Here is a 25,045-nt window from a genome sequence, read left to right as displayed (position 1 = left end):
GGACTTCCTCTGGCATTACAATCACCTCAAACCCAAATAAAAAGGAAGGTTTATGAATACGATAACCGTGGCGGGGCAGGCGATCCCGTCCATGCCCTGGCAGGCTAAGCCCACCCAGGCCCAAGGTCCGGTGTGGCGGTACTCCGAGAATCCGGTGGTACCCCGTAATCCAGCCCCAGGAATATCCCGGGTGTTTAATTCAGCGGTAGTTCCCTGGGAGGATGGATTTATCGGGGTTTTCCGAGCTGAGTATGTAAATGGTCGGCCGTTTCTGCATCTGGGGTACAGTGCCGATGCATTGCAGTGGAAGATCGATGAGAGCCCCATTCCTATGGTGGATGGGGAGGGGAAGGATTATCCGCCCCTGTATGCCTATGATCCCCGGCTGGTGAAGATTGAAGATACCTACTACATCATCTGGTGTACCGATTTCCACGGAGCTGCCCTGGGATTGGCAAGTACCCAGGATTTCAAGACCTTTCGGCGCCTCGAGAATCCCTTCCTGCCCTTTAACCGGAACGGGGTTCTCTTTCCCCGGAAGCACCGGGGAAGGTTTTTATTGCTCTCCAGGCCAAGCGACAGTGGCCATACCCCCTTCGGGGATATTTTTCTCAGCGAAAGCCCCGATTTGGTGTACTGGGGACGGCATCGCCACGTGATGTCCAAGGGCGGCCAGGGATGGTGGCAAACCCTGAAAATCGGCGGGGGACCGGCGCCTATTGAAACCAGCGAGGGGTGGCTCCTGATCTACCATGGGGTAACCCAGACCTGCAACGGGTACGTATACAGTATGGGTGGGGCGATTCTCGATCTTGATGAGCCCTCCCGGGTCCTGTACCGCAGCCAGAACTTCCTATTAACCCCGGAAATGGCCTACGAGACCCAGGGCTTTGTTGATAATGTGATTTTCCCCTGCGCAACCCTGGTGGATGCGCCCTCGGGAAGGATTGCCATTTATTACGGTGCAGCGGATACCTACGTTGGGCTTGCCTTTGCCCAGGCGGATGAGCTCATCTCCTATATTAAGGCGACCTCCGAAGTGGTGGGGGATGATCCGGATTTGGGCAGACCCTAGGATCCGCCTATCATCCCGATTGTGTGCGGAAGGCTCTACACTATGCCTGATATTGGGCTCAGTCCGGTAGTCAGTCCGGGGATGGTATTCTTGGTTAGACGGTAATCTACCGCATGTTACAGAAGAAAAAGCGGGCCCGGCAGTCGATCTGCCGGGCCGTCTTTGTTTGGAGAGGTCCGGCCCCCCCCTCCCGGGTTGCTTGGGGGGGAGCCGGTGCGGTCTCCTGGTACGGGTGGGTCGGCCGTTCTGTAGCGGTTAGGGCTGAACCCGTTCTCCAATGATTTCCAATTCCCAGAGGGAGAATCCCCACTCTGTTCCCCGGCTATGAAAATCTACCCGTACATGGCTTGCCGGAACTTCATCAAGCATAAAGGTATCTTCACCGCCGTCGCCACCGCGTTCCGAGATAATCCGGCTCCAGGATGTGCCGTCGGTGCTCACGGAGATATCATAAGAGGTTCCGAAGGCGGCCTCCCAGAATAGATGTATCTGTGAAAGGGTGAAGGTCCCCTGAAGATCCAGGTGCAGCCATTGGGTATCCTCGTACTCGCTGGACCATCGGGTATCAAGGAGGCCGTCGTTCACCAATGAGGCAGGATGTGCTTCCCCCTCGGTAGAGGAGGCTTGGACGGGTTTGAAGAGTCCGATGTTACCCCTGTCTGGGTCAATAACCGTTACCGATAAAGAGTCCTCGACCCATTTTCCTCCGCTGTCCAAGGCGCGGATGCTGCCGCGAAGGGATCCGGCTCTTCCCGGCATTGCCCGGGCACGAAGGATGCCGTCTTCCAGGTAGATCTCTGCGATATCCTCTCCGCTTTGTATTCGGATTTCATAAGAGAGTCCCTTGGGATCCTCGGTGTCGGTGAAGATGGTTGATAGATCTACGGGTTTGCTGGGTTCCGACGAATCCAAGGGAAGGAGTATCCGGGGAATGGTACCGATTTTTTGGGGTGTGCGGTTGATGGTGCCGGTATCAATACGAATCTGTCTGGGATGGGAAAATTTTAGGCTCATCAGGCCCGGCTCAATGTTGCTGAGGCTGCCGAATTCCGGTTCGTGCGCCGTCCAGGTCCAGGCCAAGGCTCCGGCGTACCCGTTGGCATAGGCGTATTCGTAGGCCTCCTGGGGTGTGAGGGTGGAGGAGGTCTTTATGCCGGAGCCCATGTCGACAATGCCGACTGCGGCGAACTCACCGATCACAATGGGTTTATCTAACTCCCAGTAGGATGCCGGATGATGGAAGGGCGAGGTAGCATCGGAAAAGTGCTGCTGGTAGAAATGCACCTGGTACAGATCCAGGGTTCCTAGGGGATCGCCCCCGGCAGCGATGAGCCGGTCGTCACGGTAATAGTTGGTGAACCCGCTGATATCCGTTAACACCCTGAAATTCCAGCTGCCGTTGGTCACCTTTGCATCCGGGGCCATTCGATGGATTGCGCCGGCAATCTGGTTCACTACTCTCTGGATGGTTTCCATGCTGACTCGGGTTGGTGTCCAGCCGTAGGCTGTTGACATGCCCTCGGGTTCGTTGAACACCTCCCAGGCAATGACTGCGGGATGCGACCCGAGGCGCTCTACCATAGGAGTCAAGGCTGTATCAATATAGGATTGAACCAGGGCTGGGTCCTCCAGGAATCGTTTGTTCCGTTGGGGGTCCATCGTGCTTTGATTTTGTAGCATATCGAAGGACCACAGGGTAATATTTACAAGAATACCACGTTCCCAGGCAAGATCTAAGGCCCGTTCCAGGGTATCGATAGATCCCTCGGGCATTCCGATCACAGCGTCCCCCTCCCATACCGGGGTATGGCTGCCGTTTACGTGAATCCACCAACGAATACTATTTCCGCCTGCCTGAGATATCTCATCCAAGGCTTGGACAAAACGATCTTCATTGAATGACGTAAGATCCCTGGCGAAATCAATCCATGCAAGGTTCATGCCGCTGAGAAAAATACGCTGGCTACCATGGTCGAGCAAGGTGGGGCCGGATTCAGATCCGACAGCGGCGTGGGGAGATGGGCCTGACCCGGTGGCGCAGCTTGCCAGGAGAACGATGCTTGCCAGCAGCATTAGGGTTATTCGGGCAAATACTCTTATGCGGTGCTTGTGTATCATAGCGATTCCTTTTTTGTTGAGTGAGGGGTTGGGAGGGGCGAGGGTGCACGGCATCCTCGATGAGCCTAAGCTAGCCAGTCTGTCTCCAGGAGAGTGATCCGGGAGGATGGCGCCATGGTTCTGCATGATGGGGCTGTTCGCAGCAGGCCTTTGCCAGGGTAGGGGGACTGGAGCCCCCTGCCGGCATGGAAAGCAAGATACACCTACCAGAAGCGCAGAGTATTCTCTTCGGGCCGATCTCTGGGACAGCCTTGGGAACAACCAGGGTTACATCGTCACCCCACCTCAAACCCTCAATTTCATGAATAGGCCGGGAATGCATAAGGACATTCTACATACCCCGGCTTGAATACTCTTGCAGAACATCGAGATCACGAGACCTCCGGTGCCCGGACGAGTCGTATATCTATTCCTAAAACAGGGCCTCGACGGTAAGATAATCGAACCATGTGTAACCCCAGTTATGGCTGATGCTAATGGTATTGTCTCCTTCCTGGAGGGTAGCCTGAATCCATTTTGCCGTCCACTTACCACCCGTTGCTGGAAATTTTTGGGGTCCCAGGTCGGTGTCGTTAACCATTACATTGTTTTCCTTGTCGCCGTAGCTCGTGGGGAGGGCGTAGTAAATCTTAACGACATAGTCTCCTGCGGCTGGGACATTCGCTGTTACAGTGATGGTTCCGCTATCGGTCATGTACAGTGAATCGCCGCTGGCAGGTTCAATGGTTCCATCTGCTTCATTATCCGGTTGGCTATTCACCAAGATGTTACCCTCAATGATGCCCTGTTCGAATTCAATTCGGGCAGGTGTATCACCTCCATCAGATCCTTGCTCATTTTTTTGAGCAGTAACGCAACCGGTTGCAATGATTGAAAGAAAAAAGATTATTGCAAATACACCGGTAATTTTTGTTGAAACACGCATAAAATCCTCCTTATATGGGTGTTGACTAGGATATTTTCACCATACAGCCACTTCTGGAAAACCGCAAGCATTTTTATAGAAACCGGTTTCTTTTTTTAGGCAGGAAGGGTTATAATCTGGCCAGTGCCGGTGTTTGGGGTAAAGGTCCATCCTCATTGACAGTGCCGATAGGCTGCTTATAGACTTGATAGACCCCGGCGCTGCTGGGCAGTAGGGGGAACAGCCCGGGGTAGGGTTGCCGGCATGAGGGCTTACAACCCTTTGTACACTACCAATAACTATCATTACCTTCGGCTTAGCATTGAATGTAAAAAGAGGAGAGTCTGGTGAGGCAAGGAGATTTTAATGGGATTCGCGGGATAATCTCTCCCTTTAAACACATAGTGCAGCGGTACTCATTTTCCTTAGCTGCCGCGATCTTGTGTATGGTTCTTGTTGATGTGTTCGCCTACACCCTGCCTATTCTCATTCAGTACATCACCGACCATGTATTCCCCACCCTGGGCAGGGAGGAAAATCTGCCGCGATTATTCCTCTTCGGCGGGTTGATTCTCCTGGTTGCTGTTCTTCGGGGGATTATGGCGCATTTGATGATCCGCACATTCTGGTACGTCGCCGAGAGGGTTGTCAGGGACATCAGGAATGAACTCTTTGAGAAACTGCAGCATTTGCAGGCTCCCTTTTACGATACTGCACGCACCGGTGATCTCATGTCCAGGGTGAGTAATGATGTGCAGATGATTAGAAACTTTTTTTCATTCGGCATTGAACACCGTGTTCGTATCGTTCTTATCTCCGCAACCGTTCTGGTTCTCATGCTCATCCAAAACTGGCGCCTGGCACTCATGGTTTACATATTTATTCCCATGATCTTCCTTATGGTGGTGTACTTCAGCAAAAAGATGAATACGGCTGTGGATAGGAAACACCGCCAAACCGGTGCTCTGAGCAGCTTTCTCCAGCAGAATTTACGCGGTATTAGGATCGTGAAGGCCTTGGGGATGGAAGATACGCAGATCGCTGAGTTTGATGAGGAAAATACCAGCCTAAAAGAAGCCGGAATGAAGGTGGCCGATCTGCAGGCGAGATTGAATCCCTTGCTCATCCTGACCAATACCCTGGGCACATTGGTTATCGTTCTCTACGGAGGAATCCAGGTAATCCAGGGCACGGGCAATACAACCCTGGGAACCCTTCTCGGATTTATTACCTACCTGTCAATTATGGGGTTTCCCGTATTCATACTCGCCTTCAACACGAGTCTTTTAAGTTTGGCCTCCGGTGCCTCCCGGAGGATCCATGAGGTTCTCTCCCAATCGGATCAACGCCAGGAAAACTCAGGACGGCATAGGGGAGCTATTGCCGGGGCCTTTGAGTTCAGGAATGTGTCTTTCTCCTATCCCCAATCCTCCAAGGTGCTGGATGACCTGAGCTTTACCATAAAGCCTGGTGAGCGGGTGGCGATTTTCGGGCTCACCGGTTCGGGCAAGAGTTCCCTCATATCCCTGGTTCCCCGGTTTTACGAGCCAGATTCGGGGGAAATCCTCCTAGATGGGGTGCCCCTGAAAGACTGGGATCTGGAGTATCTGCGGTCCCGTATCGGGATGGTGCTTCAGGAAAGCTTTTTATTTTCCACCACCATCCTGGAGAATATCGCTTATGGAAAACCCGAGGCGAGCATGGAAGAAATTGTGCAAGCCGCCCGGGCGGCACGGATCCATGATTTTATCCAAGGTCTGCCCGAGGGCTACCATAATATGGTGGGTGAATTTGGAGTGGGACTTTCGGGTGGTCAGCGTCAACGATTAGCCATCGCCCGGGCCTTGCTTAAAAATCCCCAATTGCTGATCCTTGATGATTGTACATCGAGCTTGGACAGTAAAACCGAGGTGGAAATACAGGAGGAGCTCAGAAATCTCATGGCCGGGCGGACAACCCTGATCATCGCTCAGAGAATTTCTACCCTGCGTCTGGCTGACCGGATAATTCTGCTCCACGAGGGAAGGCTGCATCACATGGAAGCCCATGATGATCTCCTTAAAAAGAGTCCTCTCTACCGATCGACCTATGAAACCCAGATGATGTTCGGTTCCATCGGCGAAGACTCGATGACGGGGAGGTCGTAACATGAAGAAACCATCCCAGGCTAAACCGCCGAATGGCACTGCAAGGTTTCTGAAGAAATTCACCGCCTACCTCAAGCCCTATGGAATGAAGATTACCGTGATGTACTTCTTTGCTCTGCTGAACGTAGGTACCATGATCATCCTTCCGATTCTCGTCCAACAGGGTATAGACCGAGGTATCCTCCCCGGGGATATGCAGATGCTGCTCCTGTTTTCCGGTGGGATTGCCCTTACGGGGATCCTGCAGTTTGTCGGTTTCCGAGTGCAGGGAGTTATGATGATGAAAATCGGAAATTCTGTCCTCTATGACCTGCGCCGGGACCTGTTCGGTCGGTTGCAATACCTGTCTATTCCGTACTTCGACAAAAACAAAGCGGGAAACCTCATGACCAGGGTTACCAACGATGTGCTGGTATTGGAAGAACTGCTCATGCAGGGGCTGGATTCAATTCTTGTGGACAGCTTGATGATTGTCGGACTCGTAGTTGCAATGATTTTCTTGAACCCATGGCTCAGCCTGTCGTTACTGGTTGTGATTCCCGTACTTTCCCTCATCGTTTTTGTTCTAAGGAACCGGATTGTCGCATCGGCTGAAGGGATTCAAAAAAACCTCTCCACGGTTAATAGTTATCTGAATGAATCGCTATCGGGTATTCAGGTGAGTCGGGCCTTTGCCAGGGAAGACAAGAACATCAGAAGATTTAAGGAAATGAATACCGCATACTACGAGCAAAGCAGGACATTTTACCCCCTCCATGCCTGGTTCTGGCAATCCGTTGCTACCCTCAATACCTTTAGTCAGGGACTCGTGATCATTGGCGGGGGGGTACTGCTGCATTATGAGATGATTTCCATCGGTGTCATCGTAGCGTTTCTCAGTTACGTAACCAGACTATTTCAGCCCATGCAAAAAATCAGCAATATGCTTAACCAACTCAGCAAGGCCGCGGTTTCGGGGAAGCGCATCTTTGAGATCCTCCAGGAACAACCGACGGTGGATGATGTGCCCGGGGCTCTTCGGAATTTTCATTTACAGGGTGAGGTTGAGTTCAGGGACGTGCATTTTTATTACAAAGAGCATGAGCCCATTATCCGCGGTATGAGCTTTCATATCCAGCCGGGCCAGACCTGCGCCATTGTTGGCCATACCGGTTCCGGAAAATCCACCATGGTGAACCTGGTGAACCGTTTCTACGATGTCCAGCAAGGATCTGTGCTGATAGACCAGCGGGATGTCCGGGCCTATGCTCAAGGAGAGATGCGCTCCCAAATGTCGGTGGTGATGCAGGAGCCTCAGATTTTTTCCGGGACTGTTTCGGATAATATACGGTTCGGGAAGCCCGAAGCCGGGGATGATGAGGTCAGCAGGGTGGCCCGTACCCTGGGCATCCACGATATGATCGAATCCTTCCCGAATGGCTACGATACCGAACTAGGACAGGACGGAGGGAACATCTCCCTTGGCCAAAAGCAGCTCCTTGCCTTCGCCCGGGCTCTCATCAGAAACCCTGCCATTCTGATTCTGGATGAGGCGAGTGCCTATTTAGATACCGAAACCGAAGGGGTTATCCAGGAGGCACTTAGAACCCTGATGAGGGGCAGAACCAGTTTTGTAATAGCGCATAGGCTCTCAACCATCCGTACCGCCGATATAATTCTGGTTATCCAAAACGGTAAGATAGTCGAGCGGGGAAATCATGGTCAGTTGCTGGCCCTGGGAGGGGTCTACGCTGAGCTTCTTAAACAGCATCCGGTCTGAGCGACTATAGGCTCCGGCAGCTGGTTTGCAGATCCTTGGGGAAAAGGAATATGTAGTGCGCAAAAGGTTGTAAACGACAACAGATATAGCGGAGCAACATATAAATCCACCCATGGGTGGTGTTGTCGGGGGGCAATGGTACAAGCCTTTGCGCACTATAAAGGGAATAAAACGCGTCCTACACGACTCGAACGTGTGACCTACGGCTTAGAAGGCCGTTGCTCTATCCAGCTGAGCTAAGGACGCAGGTTTCTTGCCGCCTTGGGTTTGCGCTGGCGGAATCGTCGGGATGGAGGGATTCGAACCCCCGATCTCCTGCTCCCAAAGCAGGCGCCTTAGCCACTAGGCAACATCCCGAAAGTCGTCGAACTATAGCAGAACTTAACCGAGTGGGTCAACAGACAGGGCTTCAGTACGGCCGGGATGTTAGCAGGTCCCTTCTCTTGACCCAACCTGCCTAGAAAGGGCATTCTTGAGAGGTGAGGTTTCGGGAAGGGGATGCCCGGTTAGTAACCCGAGCCTCAACTCAGGAGAGCAGGTATGTCTCAGCAAAAACAAGAAACTATTACGTTTAAGGTCGATTCTGCCTTAGCACATATAATCAAACGGCTTCCCAACCGATCGGAGTTTATACGGAAGGCTATTCTCAATGCCGTTGATAATACATGCCCCCTTTGTCAGGGAAGCGGTATAATCACCCCGGAACAACGACCCCACTGGGAGGCTTTTCTAGAGACCCACCATATTGAGCAATGCGGTGAATGCAGCGCGGTTTTTATCGCCTGCGATGAGGATCATCCTGGTCCGGGAAAAATAACCGATCATCCCGCGCCCTAGACGCCAGCCCTGGGGCGGGGAAGTCGGTTTCGGGAGTTATCGTTCCGGGCGAAAGTCTGTAGGAGCGGATTTTTTAGGACCGAGTACGCCCTGGAGCTGGCGTTGATCTTGGGCGTAGAGTCCCTCGCTTCGGAAGGTGTCGATCTGACTGTTGATGGCCTGGATAATTGTGTGGAAGGCTTCGGCGGTGGGCCCCTGGGGATTTTGGGCAATGAAGGGAAGTCCGGCGTCTCCTGCGGCAACAATATGGGGTTCCAAGGGCACCTTGCCGAGGAAGGGGACTGACAGTTCTTCCGATGCTTTTTGACCGCCCCCGCTCTTAAAGATTTCCGTAACCGTGCCGCAGTTGGGGCAGACGAACCCACTCATGTTCTCTACCACTCCTAGAACGGGCAGATTCAGTTTCTGGGCAAAGTTGATGCTTTTTCGGCTATCCAGGATCGAGACATCCTGGGGGCTGGTGACGATGACCGCTCCGGCCATGATGGGGATGAGCTGGGCGACGGTGAGGGTTTCATCCCCGGTTCCCGGAGGGGTGTCAATTATGAGGTAGTCCAGGGGTCCCCATACCACATCCCCGAGGAACTGACGGATGAGACCGACCTTAATGGGACCCCGCCAGATTAATGCTTGATCCGGGTTGTACCCCGCCAACCCAATGCTGGCCGCGTGAAGTCCGGGTAGAACCTCCACCGGCTCAATGGCCTCATCGCTGCCCATGAACTGCTTGTCTTCGATCCCAAGCATCTTGGGTACGTTAGGGCCGTGGATGTCCACATCCATAATGCCGACCTTGTACCCTTCAAGAGCAAGGGAGTAGGCCAGGTTGGTGCTGACGGTGGATTTTCCCACACCGCCTTTGCCGCTCATGACCATGATGATATTTTTGATTTGACCGAGATTTTCGTTGATCCGCTTTTGTTGTTCCCCTTGATTGGGATTACCGTGCATGCTTCTCTCCTTAGTCTTTGATAGTGGGTAACAGGTTGTCACCTTTGTCACTATCGAACCTATCCGCAGCCCGATCCGTGGATGGAGCCGCTAGATTCGGTGTTCTTTACCTTCTTTCGCGCACACCATTAGTCTTTGAGTGAGCCCTTCATCGCTTCCAGAACCGATTCGATGGATGCGCCGCCGCAGGCCCCGCCGCATCCGCAGGCGCCGTGGCCGTGATGGTGGCCGTGACGGTGGCCTTGATGGTGGTGGTCTTCATCGGAGTCTTTCTGCATGCCCTGCCAGTTCAGATCTTCAACAAGGCTCTGGGCCTCGCCGTCGTATCCCCGGTGAACCTGGATACCCAGACGGGTACATTCCTGGAGCACCATGGCATCCAGCTCCCCAGTGTAGACCTCGAAAATTCCCTGTTCGGCGAGGTACCCGGGAATGAGAACGCCGGTAACCTCACCCGGAAGGGGTAGGAGATCAACGGTTTTCGTGTCGGGTTGGAATACTATGAACTCCTTGGCGGAGCCGAGATTATGGGCTACATGAAAGCCCATGGTGGCAATTGCTTTGTGATTTGTTTTATGCATATGCCAATAATACGACAGGTCCGCCCAGGAGGACAAGGCCCGTTATCCGGGCCTGTCATGCTTGAAAGGTGGTGAATCTACCGAATCTACCGCTTCGGTTTATCCTAGGCGGTACCGAGGGCGGAGGTTACCAGTGAAGGGTCCGATCCACCAGTTTATACAGGGCCTGATCGACCAGGGAGACAAAGCTATGAGATGTATCGTACTCCCGGACCATCTCAACGCCGAAGACCGACAGGCTTCCAAAGGGGATGGCCTGGTCGCTCCGGTAGGTTGCATGGTCACGCCAGAGGGTGTCTCCCCTCCGGTCGGTCATGGTTACGTCAAGCCGGGCCTTGGGGTACACCATCCCGATACCCACGGCGGCCTCATCCACCCCGAAGGGAACGGTTCCCGTACGCTCGTAGCTCAGGGTGATGGCTACCGAAAGATCGGCCTCCGGCCTGGATTCATACCGATAGGCGGTTGTATGAACCCAGGAACCATCCCCGGATTCAATACGCAGGCTTGTCCGTGAATCCACAGGCGGAAGCAGAGGGAGCTCAAGGTCCCAGGTCAAGGTTTCCTGAAGGGATTGATTGACGATCCGAGCCTCAGCTTCGATGGCTTCGGTGTCGATGTTCATGGGTATGACGGTTTCAGCCACGCTGGCTGCGATGGCGAGTATTACTCCCATTTCCCCCTTCGGGTTATGGTGAGCATCCGGGGGATCAAACTCCAGGGTAACGGTTCGAAGTGCTGTATCCGGAAGGTCCCAGCGGTCCAGGGTAACCCGGGACGCACAGCCGGTGAGGGTTATGGCTAGAAGAGCGATGGTTCCCAGGGTGGTGACCCAGCCCGGGGTAGTTCGATGGGTATTCATGTCAAGGGTACTCCTTCTTAGATACTATAACAGTCCCGGGAGTCTCCTGTGTTCCCGAAGATGGGGATTTTCGGGTACTATTTCCACCATGAGCATTTTGCAGATACATAGGGAACTGGCTGCTCGGTACGACGGAGGAGCGAGTTTGCTTTCATATACCAATGCCTTTGAGCTTCTGATAGCGGTGGTGTTATCCGCCCAAACCACGGATGCCCAGGTCAATAAAATCACCCCAGCCTTATTTAGCCGCTACCCCGACAGCCACGCCTTAGCAGGTGCCCGGCAGGAGGAGGTCGAGGGATTGATCCATTCTACCGGATTCTACCGGAGCAAGGCCCGGAACATTATCGGGGCAAGCAAGGTTCTGGTGGAAGATTTCGGGGGCAGGGTGCCCCAGACCATGGAAGAGCTGGTACGGATTCCCGGGGTGGGCCGGAAGAGTGCGGGGGTGGTGTTGCACCATATCTTTGATAAGCCGGCGATTATCGTTGATACCCATTTTGGGCGAGTGGTACGCCGGCTGGGATTAACCGCGCATGAGGATCCGAAGAGGGTTGAACAGGATATTGCGGCTCAACTTGACAGGGCATACTGGTCCGAGTTTTCCATGACGGCGAACCTTCACGGCCGGGCGCTCTGCCACGCCCGAAAACCCCGGTGCAGCGAGTGCTTCCTGCTACCCTGGTGCGCCTACGGTGCCTCCGTCCAGGGGGTGAGTTGATGGCCCGGGGGAGCGGAAGCCCCGAGGAAACCATCGAGGTTCGGGCGGATCAGGCGGGAATCCAGCTGCTCGGTATTGCCGATGCCCGGATTCCCCAGGGGGTGCGGGGCCCCATGGAGGAGATGTATGCCCGGTGGCTCGACGAGGGTAACCATGGCACCATGACCTTTTTGCAGCGGCACAGGGAAATGAAATTCGATCCCGAAAGGATTCTTCCGGGTTGCCGATCGGTGATACTGGCCGCATTGCCCTACTACCAGGAAGCATCCTGGGGAAAGGGCCGGATGCTAGGTCCCCGGGGAGGGCGAATTTCCCGGTATGCCTGGGGCAGGGACTACCATAAGGTACTAAAGACCAGACTGAATACCCTGAAGACATCCCTTGGGCAGGATTTTCCCGGGGAAGAGTTTTTACCCTTCACCGATGCCGGGCCGCTGCATGAGCGTTTCTTTGCCCAATCCGCAGGTATCGGGTTTACCGGCCGCCATACCCTGTTAATCACCCATGAGCAAGGCAGCTGGGTGTTTTTAGGGGGATTGTTAACGACCCTGGCCCTGGAAGCCCGGGGTCACCATCAAATTCCCGAGAATCCCGGGAGCAGTGCTCAAGGGGTGTGTCCGAGCTCCTGCCGGCGTTGTATCCAGGTCTGCCCCACCGGAGCATTGACGGCACCCTTTCGAATTGACGCCTCACGATGCATCAGCTACCTGACCATCGAGCACCGGGGCCTCATACCCGAGGACCTTCGCGCCCTCATGGGTGACTGGGTATTCGGCTGTGACCTTTGTCAGGAGGTCTGCCCGCTGAATCTCAAGGCCCAGCAGACCGGGGTCGAGGACTTCCTCACAATACGCGCCCAGGGAACCCAGGACCTGGGGGAGCTGCTTTCCATGCGCAGCCATGAGGATTTTGTCCGGCGGTTTGCCGGCACCCCGGTAATGCGCGCCCGGCGGGAGGGAATGGTTCGCAACGCTTGTATCGCCGGGGCTAACCGCGGTGAGAAAACCCTCATCCCCATTCTACGAGAGGTTATTCGGGAGGATTCTGATGCTGCTGTCAGGGAAACGGCACGCTGGGCAGTGGCGGTTCTGGAGGGCCGGTCTACAGGATCTCAGCAAGACGTGCTATAGCCCGGTCAATCATCTCGGGAGTCTCCTTGCTGTAACTCAGCCGGATCGTGCCAGGGTGCCCGGGCCGGCTGCGATCCAAGGCAAAGGCCGTACCCGGAACCACAGCGACCCCCCTCTCCAATGCCCTGGCAGCGAAGTCCCCGGCGGACCAGCCTTCGGGGAGGGTCAGCCAGAGGAAGAATCCGCCCTGGGGAGTGCGGAAGGCCCCGTCATCATCCCAATAACGCTTCAGAGCGGTGACCATGGCATCCCGTTGTTGTCTGTACACCGGAACCAGCAGGTCCCTCGCCCCCTCGGGGGGGAGAAGCCCGGCTAACTCGAGGAAGGTGAACTGGGACAGGGTGCTGGTTTGCAGATCCGCTGCCTGTTTCAGCCGTCCGAGAAGCTCGATAAGGGCGGTGGGGGCAACGATCCATCCGATGCGAAGTCCCGGGCAGAGCCACTTTGATCCGCTACCCAAAAGGATCAGGGGCCCGTCCTCTATAGGTATGTCCGGAAGCCAGGGACTTGTCGGACCGCAGAAACTAATCTGGCCGTAGGGATCGTCGGCGATAATCCAGTGGGAGGATTGCAGAAGAGCACGACGAACCTCCCGGGGCAGGCTCTCTCCGGTGGGATTGGCAAAGTTGGGAACAATGTAGAGGTTTCCCGGGGCACTCCCAGGGGTTGAAGTGAAATTCCATGGCTGGCAAACCAGTTCTGCTGCCTGAAAGGCCTGGATTGCTCCAATATACCCTGGATCATTCATGTACACCGGATCCCCGGGATCAAAGAGTCCCCGGGCTAGGAGATCCAGTCCCTGCTGGCTTCCCGAGGTAATGAGAACCTGCTCAGGGGTAACCCGTATTCCCCGGTCCTGGTAGTATCCGCAGACCCAGTCCCTCAATTCCGCCTCGCCCTCGGTCCTACCGTACTGTAAACTGCGGCGACCGAACCGAGTTAGTGCGCGTCCGACTGCTTCTTGGAGGTGCTGCAGGGGGAGGAGTTCGTCCCGGGGATGGCCTCCTGCCAGACTTATGATATCCCGGGATCCGGCATGGCGGAGCAGGGATCTGATTTCTGAGCCGGGCAGCCGGCTGGACCGTTTAGAACCTGTAATCATCATACAAGCAGGGTATACCCCGGTAAAAAGCTGGTACAGATACAGAATGAAATATAAAATATGATACAGATGGGGAGGACAGGTGAAAAAGGAATCCTTCAAATATCTGGAAATCGCCCGGGCCCTGGAGACGATGATCGAGCAGTGGCGCCGAGGGGAGACGGCGCACCGTCCCCCCAGAGCATTCCCGAGTATCCGGCAGACCGCCCGGGAATGGTCGGTGAGCCCCAATACGGTGGTTCAAGCCTACGGGGTTTTGGAATCCCAGGGGCTCATCCGGGGGGTCGAACGGTCTGGGTGGCAGCTGATACCTCCAGGGGAGGGTGTCCGGCGTCTCGCGGTACCGGGGGTATCCAAGGCCCTGGAACCCCGGGGGGCTGAATTGAGTTTGTTAATGGAAAATGCCATGGATGCTGCCCGAAGTTCCGCCGGAATCCCCCTGGGCATCGCTGCGCCGGGGGCGGATCTCATCCCCCAGTCCCAGCTGTCCGGTCTCTTGCGGCGTCAGACCGCCCGGGAGGAGGCCTGGGGGTACGACTTTGCACCGGGAAGACGGTCCCTTCGGGCTCAGATCGCCCAACTCATGATCCGGCTGGGGACGGGCATTCCCGCCGAGGCAGGCCACATACTCATGACCCGGGGAGCCACGGAGGGGCTCTACCTGGCTCTCTCGGCCGTAACCAGTCCCGGGGACCTTCTGCTCACCGAGAGTCCCTGTTTTAGCGGATACCTGGTTCTGGCAAGGCAGCTGGGGCTTCGGATACTGCCCCTGCCGACCCACCCGGAAACGGGTCTGGATCCCCGGGGCCTTGAGGAACCTATCTCCCGGCATTCCGGCCACGCATGTCTGTTAGTGAGCCCCAACTACGCCAATCCCCTGGGCTCCCTCATGCCCTGGGAACATCGGACCAGAATCGCCGAGCTTTGTAGACAGGGGGATATTCCAGTAATTGAGAACGACGTCGCCGGCCTCATACGATTTGAGGGCCCGGTTACCCCCAGCCTATCCAGCCTCGTTTCCCGGGGGGTGTATCTCAGCTCTTTCTCCAAAACCGTGGGGCCGGGTCTTCGGCTCGGCTGGGTTCATAGCACGGGGCAGATGTTTGAGGCTATGACCGCCCGGTCCGTGGCCCAATCAACGGGCGGTTCCGCCCTCATGGCCCTTATGATGGAGGATTTTCTTGGTTCAGGGGGATTCTACCGTCACCTGTACCGGCTACGCCGGGAGGCTCAGGAACGGCGGAATACCATGATTCATGCCCTGAACCGGGTGCTGCCCCGGGGCAGCCGCATCACCAGACCCCGGGGAGGGCTGGTATTGTGGATCGAACTACCTCAAGGAAGTGATACGATGGTGCTCCAACGGTTAGCCCGAGACCAGGGTATTACCATTGCTCCGGGAGCGATTTTTTCCGCCCATGGGGAGTACGCTTCCTGTATACGCCTGGGGTACGGGGCCGCCTCACCAGGGCAGATCCGCCGGGGAGTGGAGATCCTGGGGCGGCTCATCCACCTTCAGCGGGAAGAGCCGGTATGATACCCGAGGGCCCGGCTCTATCCGGCGTGGATTACACTCCCGTGCATTCTATCAAAGCTGCGCCTTCCGTCCCAGGAACTGGTGAAAATCCTGGATGGATGCCAGCCCCTCCCGGCGGGCGTAGTCGGTAATGCCCTCCAGGATCCGGGCAGTAGCTGAGGGGTCGACAAAGTTTGCGGTTCCCACCTGAATTGCTGATGCCCCGGCCAGGAGGTACTGGATGGCATGGTCGGCCTCCATAATGCCCCCCAGACCGATTACCGGAATCGACACAGCCTGGCTTACCCGGTACACCGCCGCCAGTCCTACGGGAAGAATGGCCGGGCCGGAGAGACCTCCGGTTCCAGTCGAGAGCAGGGGGCGTTTATGCTTGGTGTCGATGAGCATTCCCACCAGGGTATTAATACAGCTCACCGCGTCCGCTCCGGCCTCTTCAGCGGCCTTGGCGATGGAGGTAATATCGGTGACATTGGGACTGAGTTTGATTATCAGGGGTTTTTTGGTTCGCTTACGTAGCTCCCGGGTTACCTCGGCAACCTGGGCCGGATCTGTACCCAGGGCCATTCCCCCGCATTTCACATTGGGGCAGGAGAGGTTCACCTCGTAACCCGCCAAGGGGGCGTGTTCCTCCAGGTATTCCAGGGTCTGACAGTAATCCTCAATGTAACTGCCCGCAAGGTTAACGATTACCGAACAGGGAAGATCACGCAGGTAGGGGTACTTTTCCCGGGTAAACCCCCTGCTGCCCACATTGGCTAGGCCGATGCTGTTGAGCATACCAGCCGGAGTTTCAACAATCCGGGGAATATTGTTTCCCGGACGGGGCTCCAGGGTAACGGCCTTGGTGTAGAGGGCTCCCAGGCTCGAGAGGTCGATGAGCTGTTCATACTCACTGCCGTACCCGAAGGTGCCAGAGGCTACACCTACGGGGTTTGTCATGGTAAGGGAGCCGATACGGACCCGGGGGTCAAAGGTACTCATGGCCTACTCCTTCCCAATCGATAAGGCTGCTGTCAAAGACCGGGCCCTCCATACAGACCCGGGCGAAGGGTTTTTCTCCGTGGACCTTCACAACGCAGCCCATACAGGCTCCCACCGCGCAGCCCATGGTCTGCTCCATTGAAACCCATAGGGGAGCCGGTGGCAGTTGACCCCGGCTCCAGGAATGCAGGGCCCGCATCATGGGGTTTGGACCGCAGCTGTATAACTCCAGATTCCCATGCTCCGCCTCGGGATGATTCTCTAGGTAATTCACCAGGCAGTCTACCACCGTTCCATGGAATCCCAGGCTCCCGTCGTCGGTGGCGGGCAGGAAATCAATCCCCCGGGGAAGATCCAGATCGGGTATGAGTCCCTTGTCCCTGGCGCCGATGATGAGCAGGGGACGGTACCCTTGGGCTGCCAGGATTCGAGACCAATAGAGTACCGGTCCCATACCGATACCTCCCCCGATCAGGACGGGCCTACGGTGTTCCCGGGGTGGGGAGAAGCTGTTTCCCAGGGGGCCGAGGAGGTCCAGACTGTCGCCCTGCTGGAGGCCGCCCAGCAGGGTTGTGGCAGTCCCCCGCTTCTCATAGAGAATTTCAGCCCAGCCATCTCCGGTATCGGAAAATGCGAAGGGTCTGCGCAGCAGGGGGACCGGAGAATCGGATACCCGGATGGTGAGAAACTGTCCGGGTTTCGGAACTGGCGAGGTCTCCGGCCAGGAGAATCGAAGGCTGAGATAGCCCCGGGCTGCCGGCCGGTTATGAATGACAGTGGCGTGGAGATGGTGCATGGCCCTACTGTACCGGATTTTTACGGCCCTTGGGAAGGCGCAGGGAGAGCAGGAACCGCCAGTCCAGGGTTGCGGTATCCCGGTTGTCTGTGAGGCATAGGTCTACCAGGGACAGGGAAAGGCTCGTGAGGGCCTGGGGCAGGGGGCCGATTACGGGGTATAGGGTGTGGATGGGCCGGGGATATTCCCGGCTGCCGAGACCGAGCACCAAGGCGGGCCCTGTATCCTGATTGAAAAGAGGGTGGGGATTCAACTGGTTCCGGGAGGCTGCACCACCCGTATCGTCCCGGGAGCAAAGGCCCTCCGCTAAGGCTGAGGCGTTCAAATCACCCTGAAGAGAAACCTCGACTTGAAAAGGGCTGCCCAACCGGCCGGGAACCTCGCGAAGCTCGCCCGGTACCAGCCGCGGATCGTTTATGCATACCGCCCGGATCATCTGCCCCCTGCTCGGGTAGGTGTCCAAGCGGTAGAGGGGGATGAGGGGGGGCATAACGAGGCTGGCCTCCCAGCCGGGTGAACCGGAGAGCTGTTCCTGAAGACGGGCCGCAGAGGCGGCGACGGAATCCGGGATGGTTAGAGCCAATACTATCAATTGCACCCTCCTCGGGCGCCATGATATACTAGGCTGAACTTAAGGTGAACTAGGAGCTGGTAATGCACAAGGTAGACGACGCAATCAAGAGGGTAGTACAAACCGTATCACAGTGGGAAGGCGTTGATACCATTACCGTCATGGATTATTCCAAGGATATCTATGATCCGTATTTTTTTGTGAGTTTGGATGTGTATTATCAGGGTGCGGTGCCCCGGGAAGAGGTGCGCCGCAGTGCGTTTACCTTTGCCGGGGGGTTTGAGGCCGGGCGAAACTCCACCAAGGACCGTTTTTTTATCGAAGAGCTTCCCTTTCGTATCGAGTATAAGAGCCTACACCGGTTTGAAGCCCTGGTAACCGGGGGGTCGGGCGGCCAGGCCGGGGCCCCTGTGTCAAAAATTTCTGCCACCCAGATGCGGGACACGGGAACCTATTCTCTCTACCGGTTGGCCCATGCCCGGATTCTCTTCCAGCGTACCGATTGGATCGAGCGGATGCGCAGCCAGCTTTCCCAGGTGCCCGATAGCTTTTGGGAGGCGGTTCGTGCTGCAGCCCAGGTGAAGATGGAGCATCATCTCAGCGATCTGGGGGCCGCCGCCCTCCGGGGGGATAGCCTGTTTTTCACCATCTCGGCTGCCGGATTTTTGAAGAGTCTTTGCCGGACGGTCTACGCGATTAACCGGTGTTTCGAACCATCGGTGCGCATCATGAGTACCCACATTCTGACCCTGCAAACCCTGCCGGAGGCCTTTGCCGGTACCCTGGATAATTTTACCCGGAGCAACGAAACCTCACTAAATAGGAAGTATGAGATAGCCCAGCTTCTTGCCAAGCGTATCCTGGGGTTATAAGATGCCTGCATGAACAAATCAGGTAACAGTAGGGTTCTCTTTCTGATGGCGGCAGCCTGTACGGCGATATTCAGCCTTTCTTCCTGCCGGCAGCCAGTGGAGGATCTGGAGTTTTATTCTTCCGAGGGAGAGAAGGTACTGTTGTACCGTCAGGCCGGCTTATTCGGCCTGGGAAGCGATCCTGTGACGGTTCTTGAAACCCCGCAGACGGTGCGGCCCGGTGATCTCATAACCCTGACGATCCCCCCCGGAACGCCTGATTTCATCCTGAGCCTGTATCCCCCGGAGAATTCCCGGGGAGGGGTGCAGACCGACTATGCCCTTTCCCGGCTGACCGTCAGGCCGCCACAGGTCGGGCCGAAGGATACCCGTCGTCTGGAACTGACCATCGATCCCATGGAAGATATCTGGCCCGAAACCGCCGTCTCCAGACCGGAACCGAACCGGGATGTTGTCCGGACTGGGGATACCAAGACCGGGGACTCAGATCCCTCTGCCGCCTCGGCGCATCCGGCCCAGGTTCAGATTGCCGGTTTTAGGGCCTCGTTTTTACAAGGTGATTCCAATGCCCCTGTGCCCCTGGTCCGGCTTCAGCTTTCCGAACAGCGGCAGCCGGGGTTCGGTTTCCATCATGACCGGATCGGCCTACCTCCCCAGGGCGGCTATCGTGAAGAGCTGACCCTGGTGGATCCAGGGGAAAACGTGGTGGAATCCCTCCAGGAACTGATCCTTCCTCCCTCCATGACCGCAGACCCGGGTCCAAATCGACTGAGCTACCTGTCTCTCCGCTATGAGTACGATGTGCCCCCTGGACGGTTGAACCTGACTGGCGAGGCATCCGATGACGGCTCTTCCCGGAGCAATCCTTCTTCCGGGGAACAGGCCGTCAGCCCCCGCATCAGGGTGGAGGTTCTTCCTGCCCTGACAAGCTCAGCCAATCCGGGGATTGTCGAGATGGTTATTCACCCCGGGGAACACGAGACCGTACTCTACCCTGCTGAGCTTGGTTTTATTCCCCATTCTCTCCGGATTATAAGCCGTGAGCCGGGGCTCCTGCTCACCGGGGTCAGCACCGGCACCTACACCTCGGTACTAGAACCCCGGACAGCCCAGCTGTTTTCCATGGATTCTCCGCCCATACCCGAGCCCCTTCCTATCGATCTTGGAACCCTGTTGCGGTATCCCCAGGCTGCCTGGCGCCACAGGGATTTTGAGCTTTACTCCTGGGATTTGTTTGCGCCCATTCTCATCTTCGACTTTAGGACCCGGGAGATTCAATCGGCGTTCTTTAAGAGGCTTGCGTTTTTTGTAGAAAAAAAGAATTTCCGGGGCACCCTGCTGAGTAATACCCAGCTGCAGGGCCGCCATGGCTGGAACGCCCATAACTACCGGGCCGAGGGGCTGGCGGACTTCTTTTCCGCAGCTGAGGCCCAAGGGTTTGCCCTCAATCCCGAGGAGGAGTATTTGAAAAAGCTTCTCCTGGCACACGGCATCATCCTTCAAGGTCCCCAGGCAGGTTACCGGCCCGGGGAGGGGGGGATCATTAGTATTACCCGGGACCCCCGGGAAACTCCTGCCTCCCGGTTATTGTTCATGACCCATGAGGCCCTACACGGTGTGTATTATCAAACCCCGGAGCTGGTACAACAGAGCCGGATCGAATGGAACAACCTGTCGGATGCTTCCCGGGAGTATATAACCCGGTATTTTTCCTACATGCAGTACGATCCCGGGGATACATACCTCATGGAGAACGAGTTTCAGGCGTACCTCCTGCAGCAACCCCTGGGTCAGCTGACCTGGACCATAGCGGGCCGCTACAGAGATCGGTTAATGGCCGCCTATCCTGCAGAGGCGGATTGGTTCCGCCAACAGGCTTCCAGGACCGCCGCCGAATCCCTGGAAGCAGCTGCTCGGCTGCAGAACCTGCTATTTCAGCAGACCGGACTGCTTCCCGGTGATTTTCGGGCCCACCGGCGGGTTTTTGTAGAGTGAGATTTGCTGCGATGCTCATGAACATCTGAGGAACCGGGTCGGCTTTCTGGCGAGCCGCTTAGGTACCATACCGGAAGTATGTCATCCCGGAAATCAGCCGGGCTGAGAATCATCCCCGCTGTACAGGGATGTCAGATTGAATAAAAAACCTGGTTTTTGCTCTCTTCATGGGCCATGAGCAGGTCTTCCAGGGAGCGGTTCAGATATCGCCGGATTTCATATTCTAGTTCTTCCCAGAAAAAACTGAGCTCGTTTCCCTTTCTCTGTTCGGGAATAACCTCAAGTTTGCCCTCAAGCTGGGTGAGAATATCAATGAGCATGATTTGGGACGGTTTTTTTGCCAGGGCGTACCCCCCCTGAGCGCCACGAAAGCTCTCCACCAAACCTGCTTTCTTCAATGCAACGAGGATTTGCTCTAGGTAGTGCTGGGGAATGGAGTGGGCCTCGGCGATGTCTTTTATCTGGCGGGAACCCTGATCATAGTAGCGGGCGAGTTCCACCATGGCGGAGAGCCCGTAAATGCCTTTTGCTGTAACGGTAAACATGGCTCTATGGTATTAAACTAAAGTTGATATGTCAACTATGGATTCCCCAGGTTTCTCCATTGCCCACCTCCACCACGAGACCGTCATAGGCGGGCTGGGCCGCCGGACCCAGGAGACCCTCAGCCTCCACGTGGGTGACCTCATCGCTGAGATGGGTAATATAGGTACTACCCGCCGCTACCTGGCGAGCGGCTTCCAGGGCCTCGGAGAATGAGAAGTGAGTGGGATGGGGGCTGGGACGCAGGCCGTCAATCACCAGGAGGTCCAGGGGCCGCTTTTGCAAAAAGGCGAGAGTATCATCGGGGAGTGTTGATATGTCCGTCAGGTAGACCGCGGCAGCATCCCGGGTTTCAAAAAGGTAGCCATAGACCATGGATCTTCCGTGCCAAACCGGGAGGGCAGTGACGGTGAGGTCCCCGGCTTGTACGGGTTGAAACGCCTCCAGGGAATGCAGGGAAAGGTGAGGGCGGCCACCGCCGTGGCCAGCTCCGGGATTTTCTGGGAAGATGTAGTCAAATCGCCTGCGTATCTCCCGGCAATCCTCGGGAGATGCATACAGAGGAATGCTGCCTTGGGGGTTACGGTAACTCAGGGTCCGGAGATCATCGATGCCGTGGATGTGATCAGCGTGGGTATGGGTAATGAGAACCAAATCTATATGGGTAATCCGGGACCGCAGCAGCTGTTGACGCAGGTCGGGTCCGGTATCCACAAGGACTGAAACATTCTTGCCATGCCAGAAGATGCTGGAGCGTAGGCGGGTATCCCGGGGGTCCTCGGACCTGCAAACCCTGCAGCGACAGCCGGGAACCGGTAACCCCGTACTAGTTCCTGTGCCCAAAAATTCGAGTTTTTCCATGATTGACATTGTAGCGGACAGATACACCCGGGAACAGCCGCGCCCATGGATATTGTACTCTTTTTAGAAAACCGTCTTCGGATGCCAAGCGTAGCCACTGCCTGATGGTGGGCCATGGAAGCTGCTGTAAAAGACGGATGGCTAAGAGAGTCCGCAGCTTGGTTTCGGTTCCCTGAAGAACCCCGGCCAAAAACCCTGATACAATACAGGAATGAATCTGCTGCTCCGTTGGCTTCGAGCCTAGAACGGAGAAAAGGGGTTCTATCAATCTCCATTCGAGGGGGACGGTGTACTCCTGCCGCTCATCACAGGAATCACATCCGGCGCAGCCTTCCAAATCATCAGACAGTTGAGCCGTGAGCCAGGCCCTTCGGCATTGATCTGCTCGGGAATAATCCAGGGTCCAGTTTGGAGCCCCGGGCTCCAGAAGCAGCAAAGCCAAGGCTGGCTTTCCGTCTCTGCCTCCCCTTCCTGATTCTTGCACATAGGCCTGGGGATCCCGGGGTGCAGTCAGGTGCACGACTGTACGGATGTTCGGCTTATCGATACCGGTACCGTAGGCACAGGTTGCGCTGAGAATCCCCGTTTCCTGTTTAAAAAACCATGCCTCCAACCGACAGCGTTCATCCTTGGTTAACCCGGCATGGTAGGCCTGGCAGTCCTCAGGTCGCCAGGGAGGAGAGATCGGGTTCCCAGAGTCGTCTATAAAAAGCCTGCCCCAAATCCGAATCCACTGTCTCAGGTACAGGGCACAGCGTTCTGCTGATTTTCGGGTTGGTGTAAAAATAATAGCGGGCTGCTCCAGGGCAGTCATATCGAATAAGGAGGCCAGAGGACTAAACAAGAGGGGGAGGATTTCCAGAGAAGAATAACAGGGTAATGCAGAGAAATAGATGTTCGGCCGATCCAAGGGTGCCCTGATGATCCGCAACATATCACCCGAGAATAAGCAATCCTTCAGAACCGTCAGGCTTTGATCACTCACCGTAGCGCTAAAAGCCCCCAGGCAGGGTATGCCCCAGAACCGGCGGAACTCCCCTAACTCTCGAAACAGGGGACGAAAATCGGCCCCCCACTGATCCACCAGATGGACCTCATCCACCACAAGGTTCTTAATTTGTACCCTGGTCCACCATGAATCCAACGCCGGACTCAAGAGGGTTTCGGGGTTTGTTAGGATTACCATCTGGGGCGACTGTTCCAGCTCTGCCAGAATCGCCCGTCGCTCCTGGCTCGTTTGTCCGCCTTGGAGTACCAGAGCTGGAATACCCAGGGATTGAAACCTTCGCTGCTGATCATGAAGCAAGGCATTGAGGGGGTAGACCACCACTGAAATCCCCGGTGAAAAAGCAAGGGGCCCCATGAAACACAGTGTTTTGCCCATCCCCGTGGGAAAAAGACAGAGCACCGACTCGGCAGCCTCCTGGGAATCCAGCAGGCCCATGCTCCTTGCCAGATGAAACATCACCAATATTTGGTAGGGGTACAAATGAGACACACCCAGCCGAACTGTCATCTGATCAATCCAGCTCTCTGGATCTAATGAGGGAACCATACCAGATATACCGCGAGGATTATCTGGGTTGCTTCAAAATCAGGGTGATTTTATTGCCGGGGCTTGTTGCGGGGATAGAAACCACCGCGCTGTTTGGGATCAAGCAGCCATAGCAGAACAGCAAGCACCGGAAACGGGGAGGGACCGGCAGGCAGCAATGGGTACTATGCGGCGTGTAAGGGATACCGATACCATCCCCGCCCTAAAGACAAAAAAAAGCACCGAATTCAGGGATTCGGTGCATAGCTGGACGGAAGCGACGGGACTTGAACCCGCGATCTCCGGCTTGACAGGCCGGCGTGTTAACCAACTACACCACGCCTCCAGCTGATGGACGTACTATGCCGATTCTGCTGAAAATTGTCAAGCAGGGCCATAAAAAAAACGTATCCGATCCGCATTGTTTTCCCCGGTCTACCCGAGGGATGTCCACTAGTTAACCCAGTACAAATCCCCGGGAACCCGAGTGAAATGGCTTCTCCGGTGAAACTGTACTACAATACAACTGAAAGGAGGAGTACCATGCACAGAGGTATTAAAAAGCTCATCGGGCTGCTGCGCCTGGAGTTTGATGATATGGAAGAGGATCTGCGACTCATGGAAGAGATTGCCTTGGACCGGTATAAACGCGCTGAAATCACCGAGTACGTCCTTAAAGAGAATAACGCCCTCTTTGAGTCTGAGATCCGTGGTATTCAGTCCATGGCCCGGTTGTTGGATGATCCCCGGTGGGAAGGCTTCGATGACGAGCAGATCATGCTGGAGCAGTTTGATCAGGCGGTCCGCAAGTACATCAGCGATTACCTGCTGCCTCCGGCTATTCATGGCCTTCTTTCGCGGAAAATGACCAAGGTGCGGCAATTCGTCTGCGAATAGACCTATTCCAATGAGCAGACCATGGACCGTAGTTACTGCTCAGGATTTCCCAGGTCCATCCTCCCACCCAGGCCCATGCTTCATGGTTCTCTTTCGTGATATTCGCAAACTCAGCATCCCAGTGCGAACAGGGCTATACCATTTTCAGGGTATGGCGGTAGAACCTAAATCTAATCCAGAGTTAGTGCCGGGGAGGTGAAACGCTACAACCTTTTGCGCACCATGAAAAATTATGGTACAACTCATAGCTCTGGTATAGCACGGAAGGGGT

General features: G+C 55.8%; 22 protein-coding genes and 3 tRNA genes. 10 read left to right on the top strand and 15 right to left on the bottom strand.

Annotated features, from left to right (window positions below; all coding sequences use genetic code 11):
- Positions 1-52: 52 nt before the first annotated feature.
- A complete protein-coding gene (locus tag DC28_RS11430) occupies positions 53-1,075 on the top strand; it encodes a glycoside hydrolase family 130 protein (RefSeq protein WP_037548700.1) in 1,023 nt (340 codons plus the stop codon).
- Positions 1,076-1,330: 255 nt separating this feature from the next.
- On the opposite strand, the gene DC28_RS11425 is transcribed toward DC28_RS11430, so the two are convergent.
- Together DC28_RS11425 and DC28_RS11415 are read right to left on the bottom strand one after the other, a co-directional pair.
- On the bottom strand, positions 1,331-3,193 hold the full coding sequence (locus tag DC28_RS11425; RefSeq protein WP_037548698.1) for a discoidin domain-containing protein: 1,863 nt from the start codon (positions 3,191-3,193) through the stop codon (positions 1,331-1,333).
- A 412-nt stretch (positions 3,194-3,605) separates the two neighbouring features.
- On the bottom strand, positions 3,606-4,118 hold the full coding sequence (locus DC28_RS11415; protein WP_037548696.1) for a CBM35 domain-containing protein: 513 nt from the start codon (positions 4,116-4,118) through the stop codon (positions 3,606-3,608).
- Between the two features lie 326 nt (positions 4,119-4,444).
- On the opposite strand from DC28_RS11415, the gene DC28_RS11410 reads away from it, so the two are divergent.
- Together DC28_RS11410 and DC28_RS11405 are read left to right on the top strand one after the other, a co-directional pair.
- The gene (locus DC28_RS11410; protein ID WP_052078809.1) at positions 4,445-6,244 is read left to right on the top strand and encodes an ABC transporter ATP-binding protein; all 1,800 of its coding nucleotides are present in this window, start codon (positions 4,445-4,447) and stop codon (positions 6,242-6,244) included.
- A gap of 1 nt (position 6,245) precedes the next feature.
- Entirely contained in the window at positions 6,246-8,003 is a 1,758-nt protein-coding gene (locus DC28_RS11405) for an ABC transporter ATP-binding protein (RefSeq protein ID WP_052078808.1), read from the top strand.
- A 172-nt stretch (positions 8,004-8,175) separates the two neighbouring features.
- On the opposite strand, the gene DC28_RS11400 is transcribed toward DC28_RS11405, so the two are convergent.
- Together DC28_RS11400 and DC28_RS11395 are read right to left on the bottom strand one after the other, a co-directional pair.
- Positions 8,176-8,249, bottom strand: a tRNA-Arg gene (locus DC28_RS11400).
- A gap of 38 nt (positions 8,250-8,287) precedes the next feature.
- A tRNA-Pro gene (locus DC28_RS11395) sits at positions 8,288-8,360 on the bottom strand.
- A gap of 183 nt (positions 8,361-8,543) precedes the next feature.
- Here DC28_RS11395 and DC28_RS11390 point away from each other — a divergent pair.
- Positions 8,544-8,840 carry a ribbon-helix-helix domain-containing protein gene (locus DC28_RS11390; protein WP_052078807.1) on the top strand — a complete coding sequence of 99 codons (297 nt, stop codon included), beginning with the start codon at positions 8,544-8,546 and terminating at the stop codon, positions 8,838-8,840.
- Between the two features lie 36 nt (positions 8,841-8,876).
- Here DC28_RS11390 and DC28_RS11385 read toward each other — a convergent pair whose 3' ends face one another.
- The 3 genes from DC28_RS11385 to DC28_RS11375 all read right to left on the bottom strand — a co-directional run bounded on the left by DC28_RS11385 (position 8,877) and on the right by DC28_RS11375 (position 11,234).
- Positions 8,877-9,791 (bottom strand): Mrp/NBP35 family ATP-binding protein, encoded by a 915-nt coding sequence (locus DC28_RS11385; protein WP_052078806.1) that lies wholly within the window; start codon positions 9,789-9,791, stop codon positions 8,877-8,879.
- A gap of 128 nt (positions 9,792-9,919) precedes the next feature.
- Complete coding sequence (locus tag DC28_RS11380) at positions 9,920-10,372, bottom strand: NifB/NifX family molybdenum-iron cluster-binding protein (protein ID WP_037548694.1); 453 nt, start codon at positions 10,370-10,372, stop codon at positions 9,920-9,922.
- A 127-nt stretch (positions 10,373-10,499) separates the two neighbouring features.
- Positions 10,500-11,234: a hypothetical protein gene (locus tag DC28_RS11375; RefSeq protein WP_037548693.1), complete on the bottom strand. Its 735-nt coding sequence runs from the start codon at positions 11,232-11,234 to the stop codon at positions 10,500-10,502.
- Positions 11,235-11,322: 88 nt separating this feature from the next.
- Here DC28_RS11375 and nth point away from each other — a divergent pair, with 88 nt between their 5' ends.
- The gene (gene nth / locus DC28_RS11370; protein WP_052078816.1) at positions 11,323-11,955 is read left to right on the top strand and encodes an endonuclease III; all 633 of its coding nucleotides are present in this window, start codon (positions 11,323-11,325) and stop codon (positions 11,953-11,955) included.
- Complete coding sequence (queG, locus tag DC28_RS11365; protein ID WP_052078805.1) at positions 11,955-13,085, top strand: tRNA epoxyqueuosine(34) reductase QueG; 1,131 nt, start codon at positions 11,955-11,957, stop codon at positions 13,083-13,085. The genes nth and queG overlap by 1 nt, the downstream gene beginning before the upstream one ends.
- On the opposite strand, the gene DC28_RS11360 is transcribed toward queG, so the two are convergent.
- A complete protein-coding gene (locus tag DC28_RS11360; protein ID WP_037548692.1) occupies positions 13,057-14,190 on the bottom strand; it encodes an aminotransferase-like domain-containing protein in 1,134 nt (377 codons plus the stop codon). The genes queG and DC28_RS11360 overlap by 29 nt on opposite strands.
- 79 nt (positions 14,191-14,269) lie before the next feature.
- Between DC28_RS11360 and DC28_RS11355 the strand changes: the two genes are divergently transcribed.
- Positions 14,270-15,724: an aminotransferase-like domain-containing protein gene (locus DC28_RS11355; protein ID WP_037548691.1), complete on the top strand. Its 1,455-nt coding sequence runs from the start codon at positions 14,270-14,272 to the stop codon at positions 15,722-15,724.
- A gap of 51 nt (positions 15,725-15,775) precedes the next feature.
- On the opposite strand, the gene DC28_RS11350 is transcribed toward DC28_RS11355, so the two are convergent.
- The 3 genes from DC28_RS11350 to DC28_RS11340 are packed head-to-tail and all read right to left on the bottom strand — an operon-like array spanning position 15,776 to position 18,093.
- Complete coding sequence (locus DC28_RS11350) at positions 15,776-16,705, bottom strand: dihydroorotate dehydrogenase (protein ID WP_037548689.1); 930 nt, start codon at positions 16,703-16,705, stop codon at positions 15,776-15,778.
- The gene (locus DC28_RS11345) at positions 16,692-17,501 is read right to left on the bottom strand and encodes a dihydroorotate dehydrogenase electron transfer subunit (protein WP_037548687.1); all 810 of its coding nucleotides are present in this window, start codon (positions 17,499-17,501) and stop codon (positions 16,692-16,694) included. The genes DC28_RS11350 and DC28_RS11345 overlap by 14 nt, the downstream gene beginning before the upstream one ends.
- Before the next feature lie 4 nt (positions 17,502-17,505).
- Entirely contained in the window at positions 17,506-18,093 is a 588-nt protein-coding gene (locus tag DC28_RS11340; protein WP_037548685.1) for a hypothetical protein, read from the bottom strand.
- A 62-nt stretch (positions 18,094-18,155) separates the two neighbouring features.
- Here DC28_RS11340 and DC28_RS11335 point away from each other — a divergent pair, with 62 nt between their 5' ends.
- Together DC28_RS11335 and DC28_RS15720 are read left to right on the top strand one after the other, a co-directional pair.
- Positions 18,156-18,944: a DUF4037 domain-containing protein gene (locus DC28_RS11335; RefSeq protein WP_037548684.1), complete on the top strand. Its 789-nt coding sequence runs from the start codon at positions 18,156-18,158 to the stop codon at positions 18,942-18,944.
- 9 nt (positions 18,945-18,953) lie between these two features.
- Positions 18,954-20,939 (top strand): hypothetical protein, encoded by a 1,986-nt coding sequence (locus tag DC28_RS15720; protein WP_052078804.1) that lies wholly within the window; start codon positions 18,954-18,956, stop codon positions 20,937-20,939.
- A 131-nt stretch (positions 20,940-21,070) separates the two neighbouring features.
- Here the strand turns inward: DC28_RS15720 and DC28_RS11325 are convergent, their stop codons facing one another.
- From DC28_RS11325 to DC28_RS11310, 4 genes are all read right to left on the bottom strand, one after another.
- A complete protein-coding gene (locus DC28_RS11325) occupies positions 21,071-21,484 on the bottom strand; it encodes an RrF2 family transcriptional regulator (RefSeq protein WP_037548682.1) in 414 nt (137 codons plus the stop codon).
- Between the two features lie 31 nt (positions 21,485-21,515).
- Positions 21,516-22,343, bottom strand: coding sequence for an MBL fold metallo-hydrolase (locus tag DC28_RS11320; protein ID WP_052078803.1), 828 nt, complete (start codon positions 22,341-22,343; stop codon positions 21,516-21,518).
- Positions 22,309-23,787 (bottom strand): DEAD/DEAH box helicase, encoded by a 1,479-nt coding sequence (locus DC28_RS11315; protein ID WP_238565807.1) that lies wholly within the window; start codon positions 23,785-23,787, stop codon positions 22,309-22,311. The genes DC28_RS11320 and DC28_RS11315 overlap by 35 nt, the downstream gene beginning before the upstream one ends.
- Before the next feature lie 362 nt (positions 23,788-24,149).
- Positions 24,150-24,223: transfer RNA gene (locus DC28_RS11310), tRNA-Asp, on the bottom strand.
- A 197-nt stretch (positions 24,224-24,420) separates the two neighbouring features.
- Here DC28_RS11310 and DC28_RS11305 point away from each other — a divergent pair.
- The gene (locus DC28_RS11305) at positions 24,421-24,774 is read left to right on the top strand and encodes a hypothetical protein (RefSeq protein WP_037548678.1); all 354 of its coding nucleotides are present in this window, start codon (positions 24,421-24,423) and stop codon (positions 24,772-24,774) included.
- Positions 24,775-25,045 lie beyond the last annotated feature (271 nt).

It is taken from the genome of Spirochaeta lutea (genome assembly GCF_000758165.1).
Classification (GTDB): Bacteria; Spirochaetota; Spirochaetia; order DSM-27196; family Salinispiraceae; genus Spirochaeta_D; species Spirochaeta_D lutea.
Note: the sequence above shows the minus strand (reverse complement) of the source record. Positions and strands in the feature narration are given on the sequence as shown.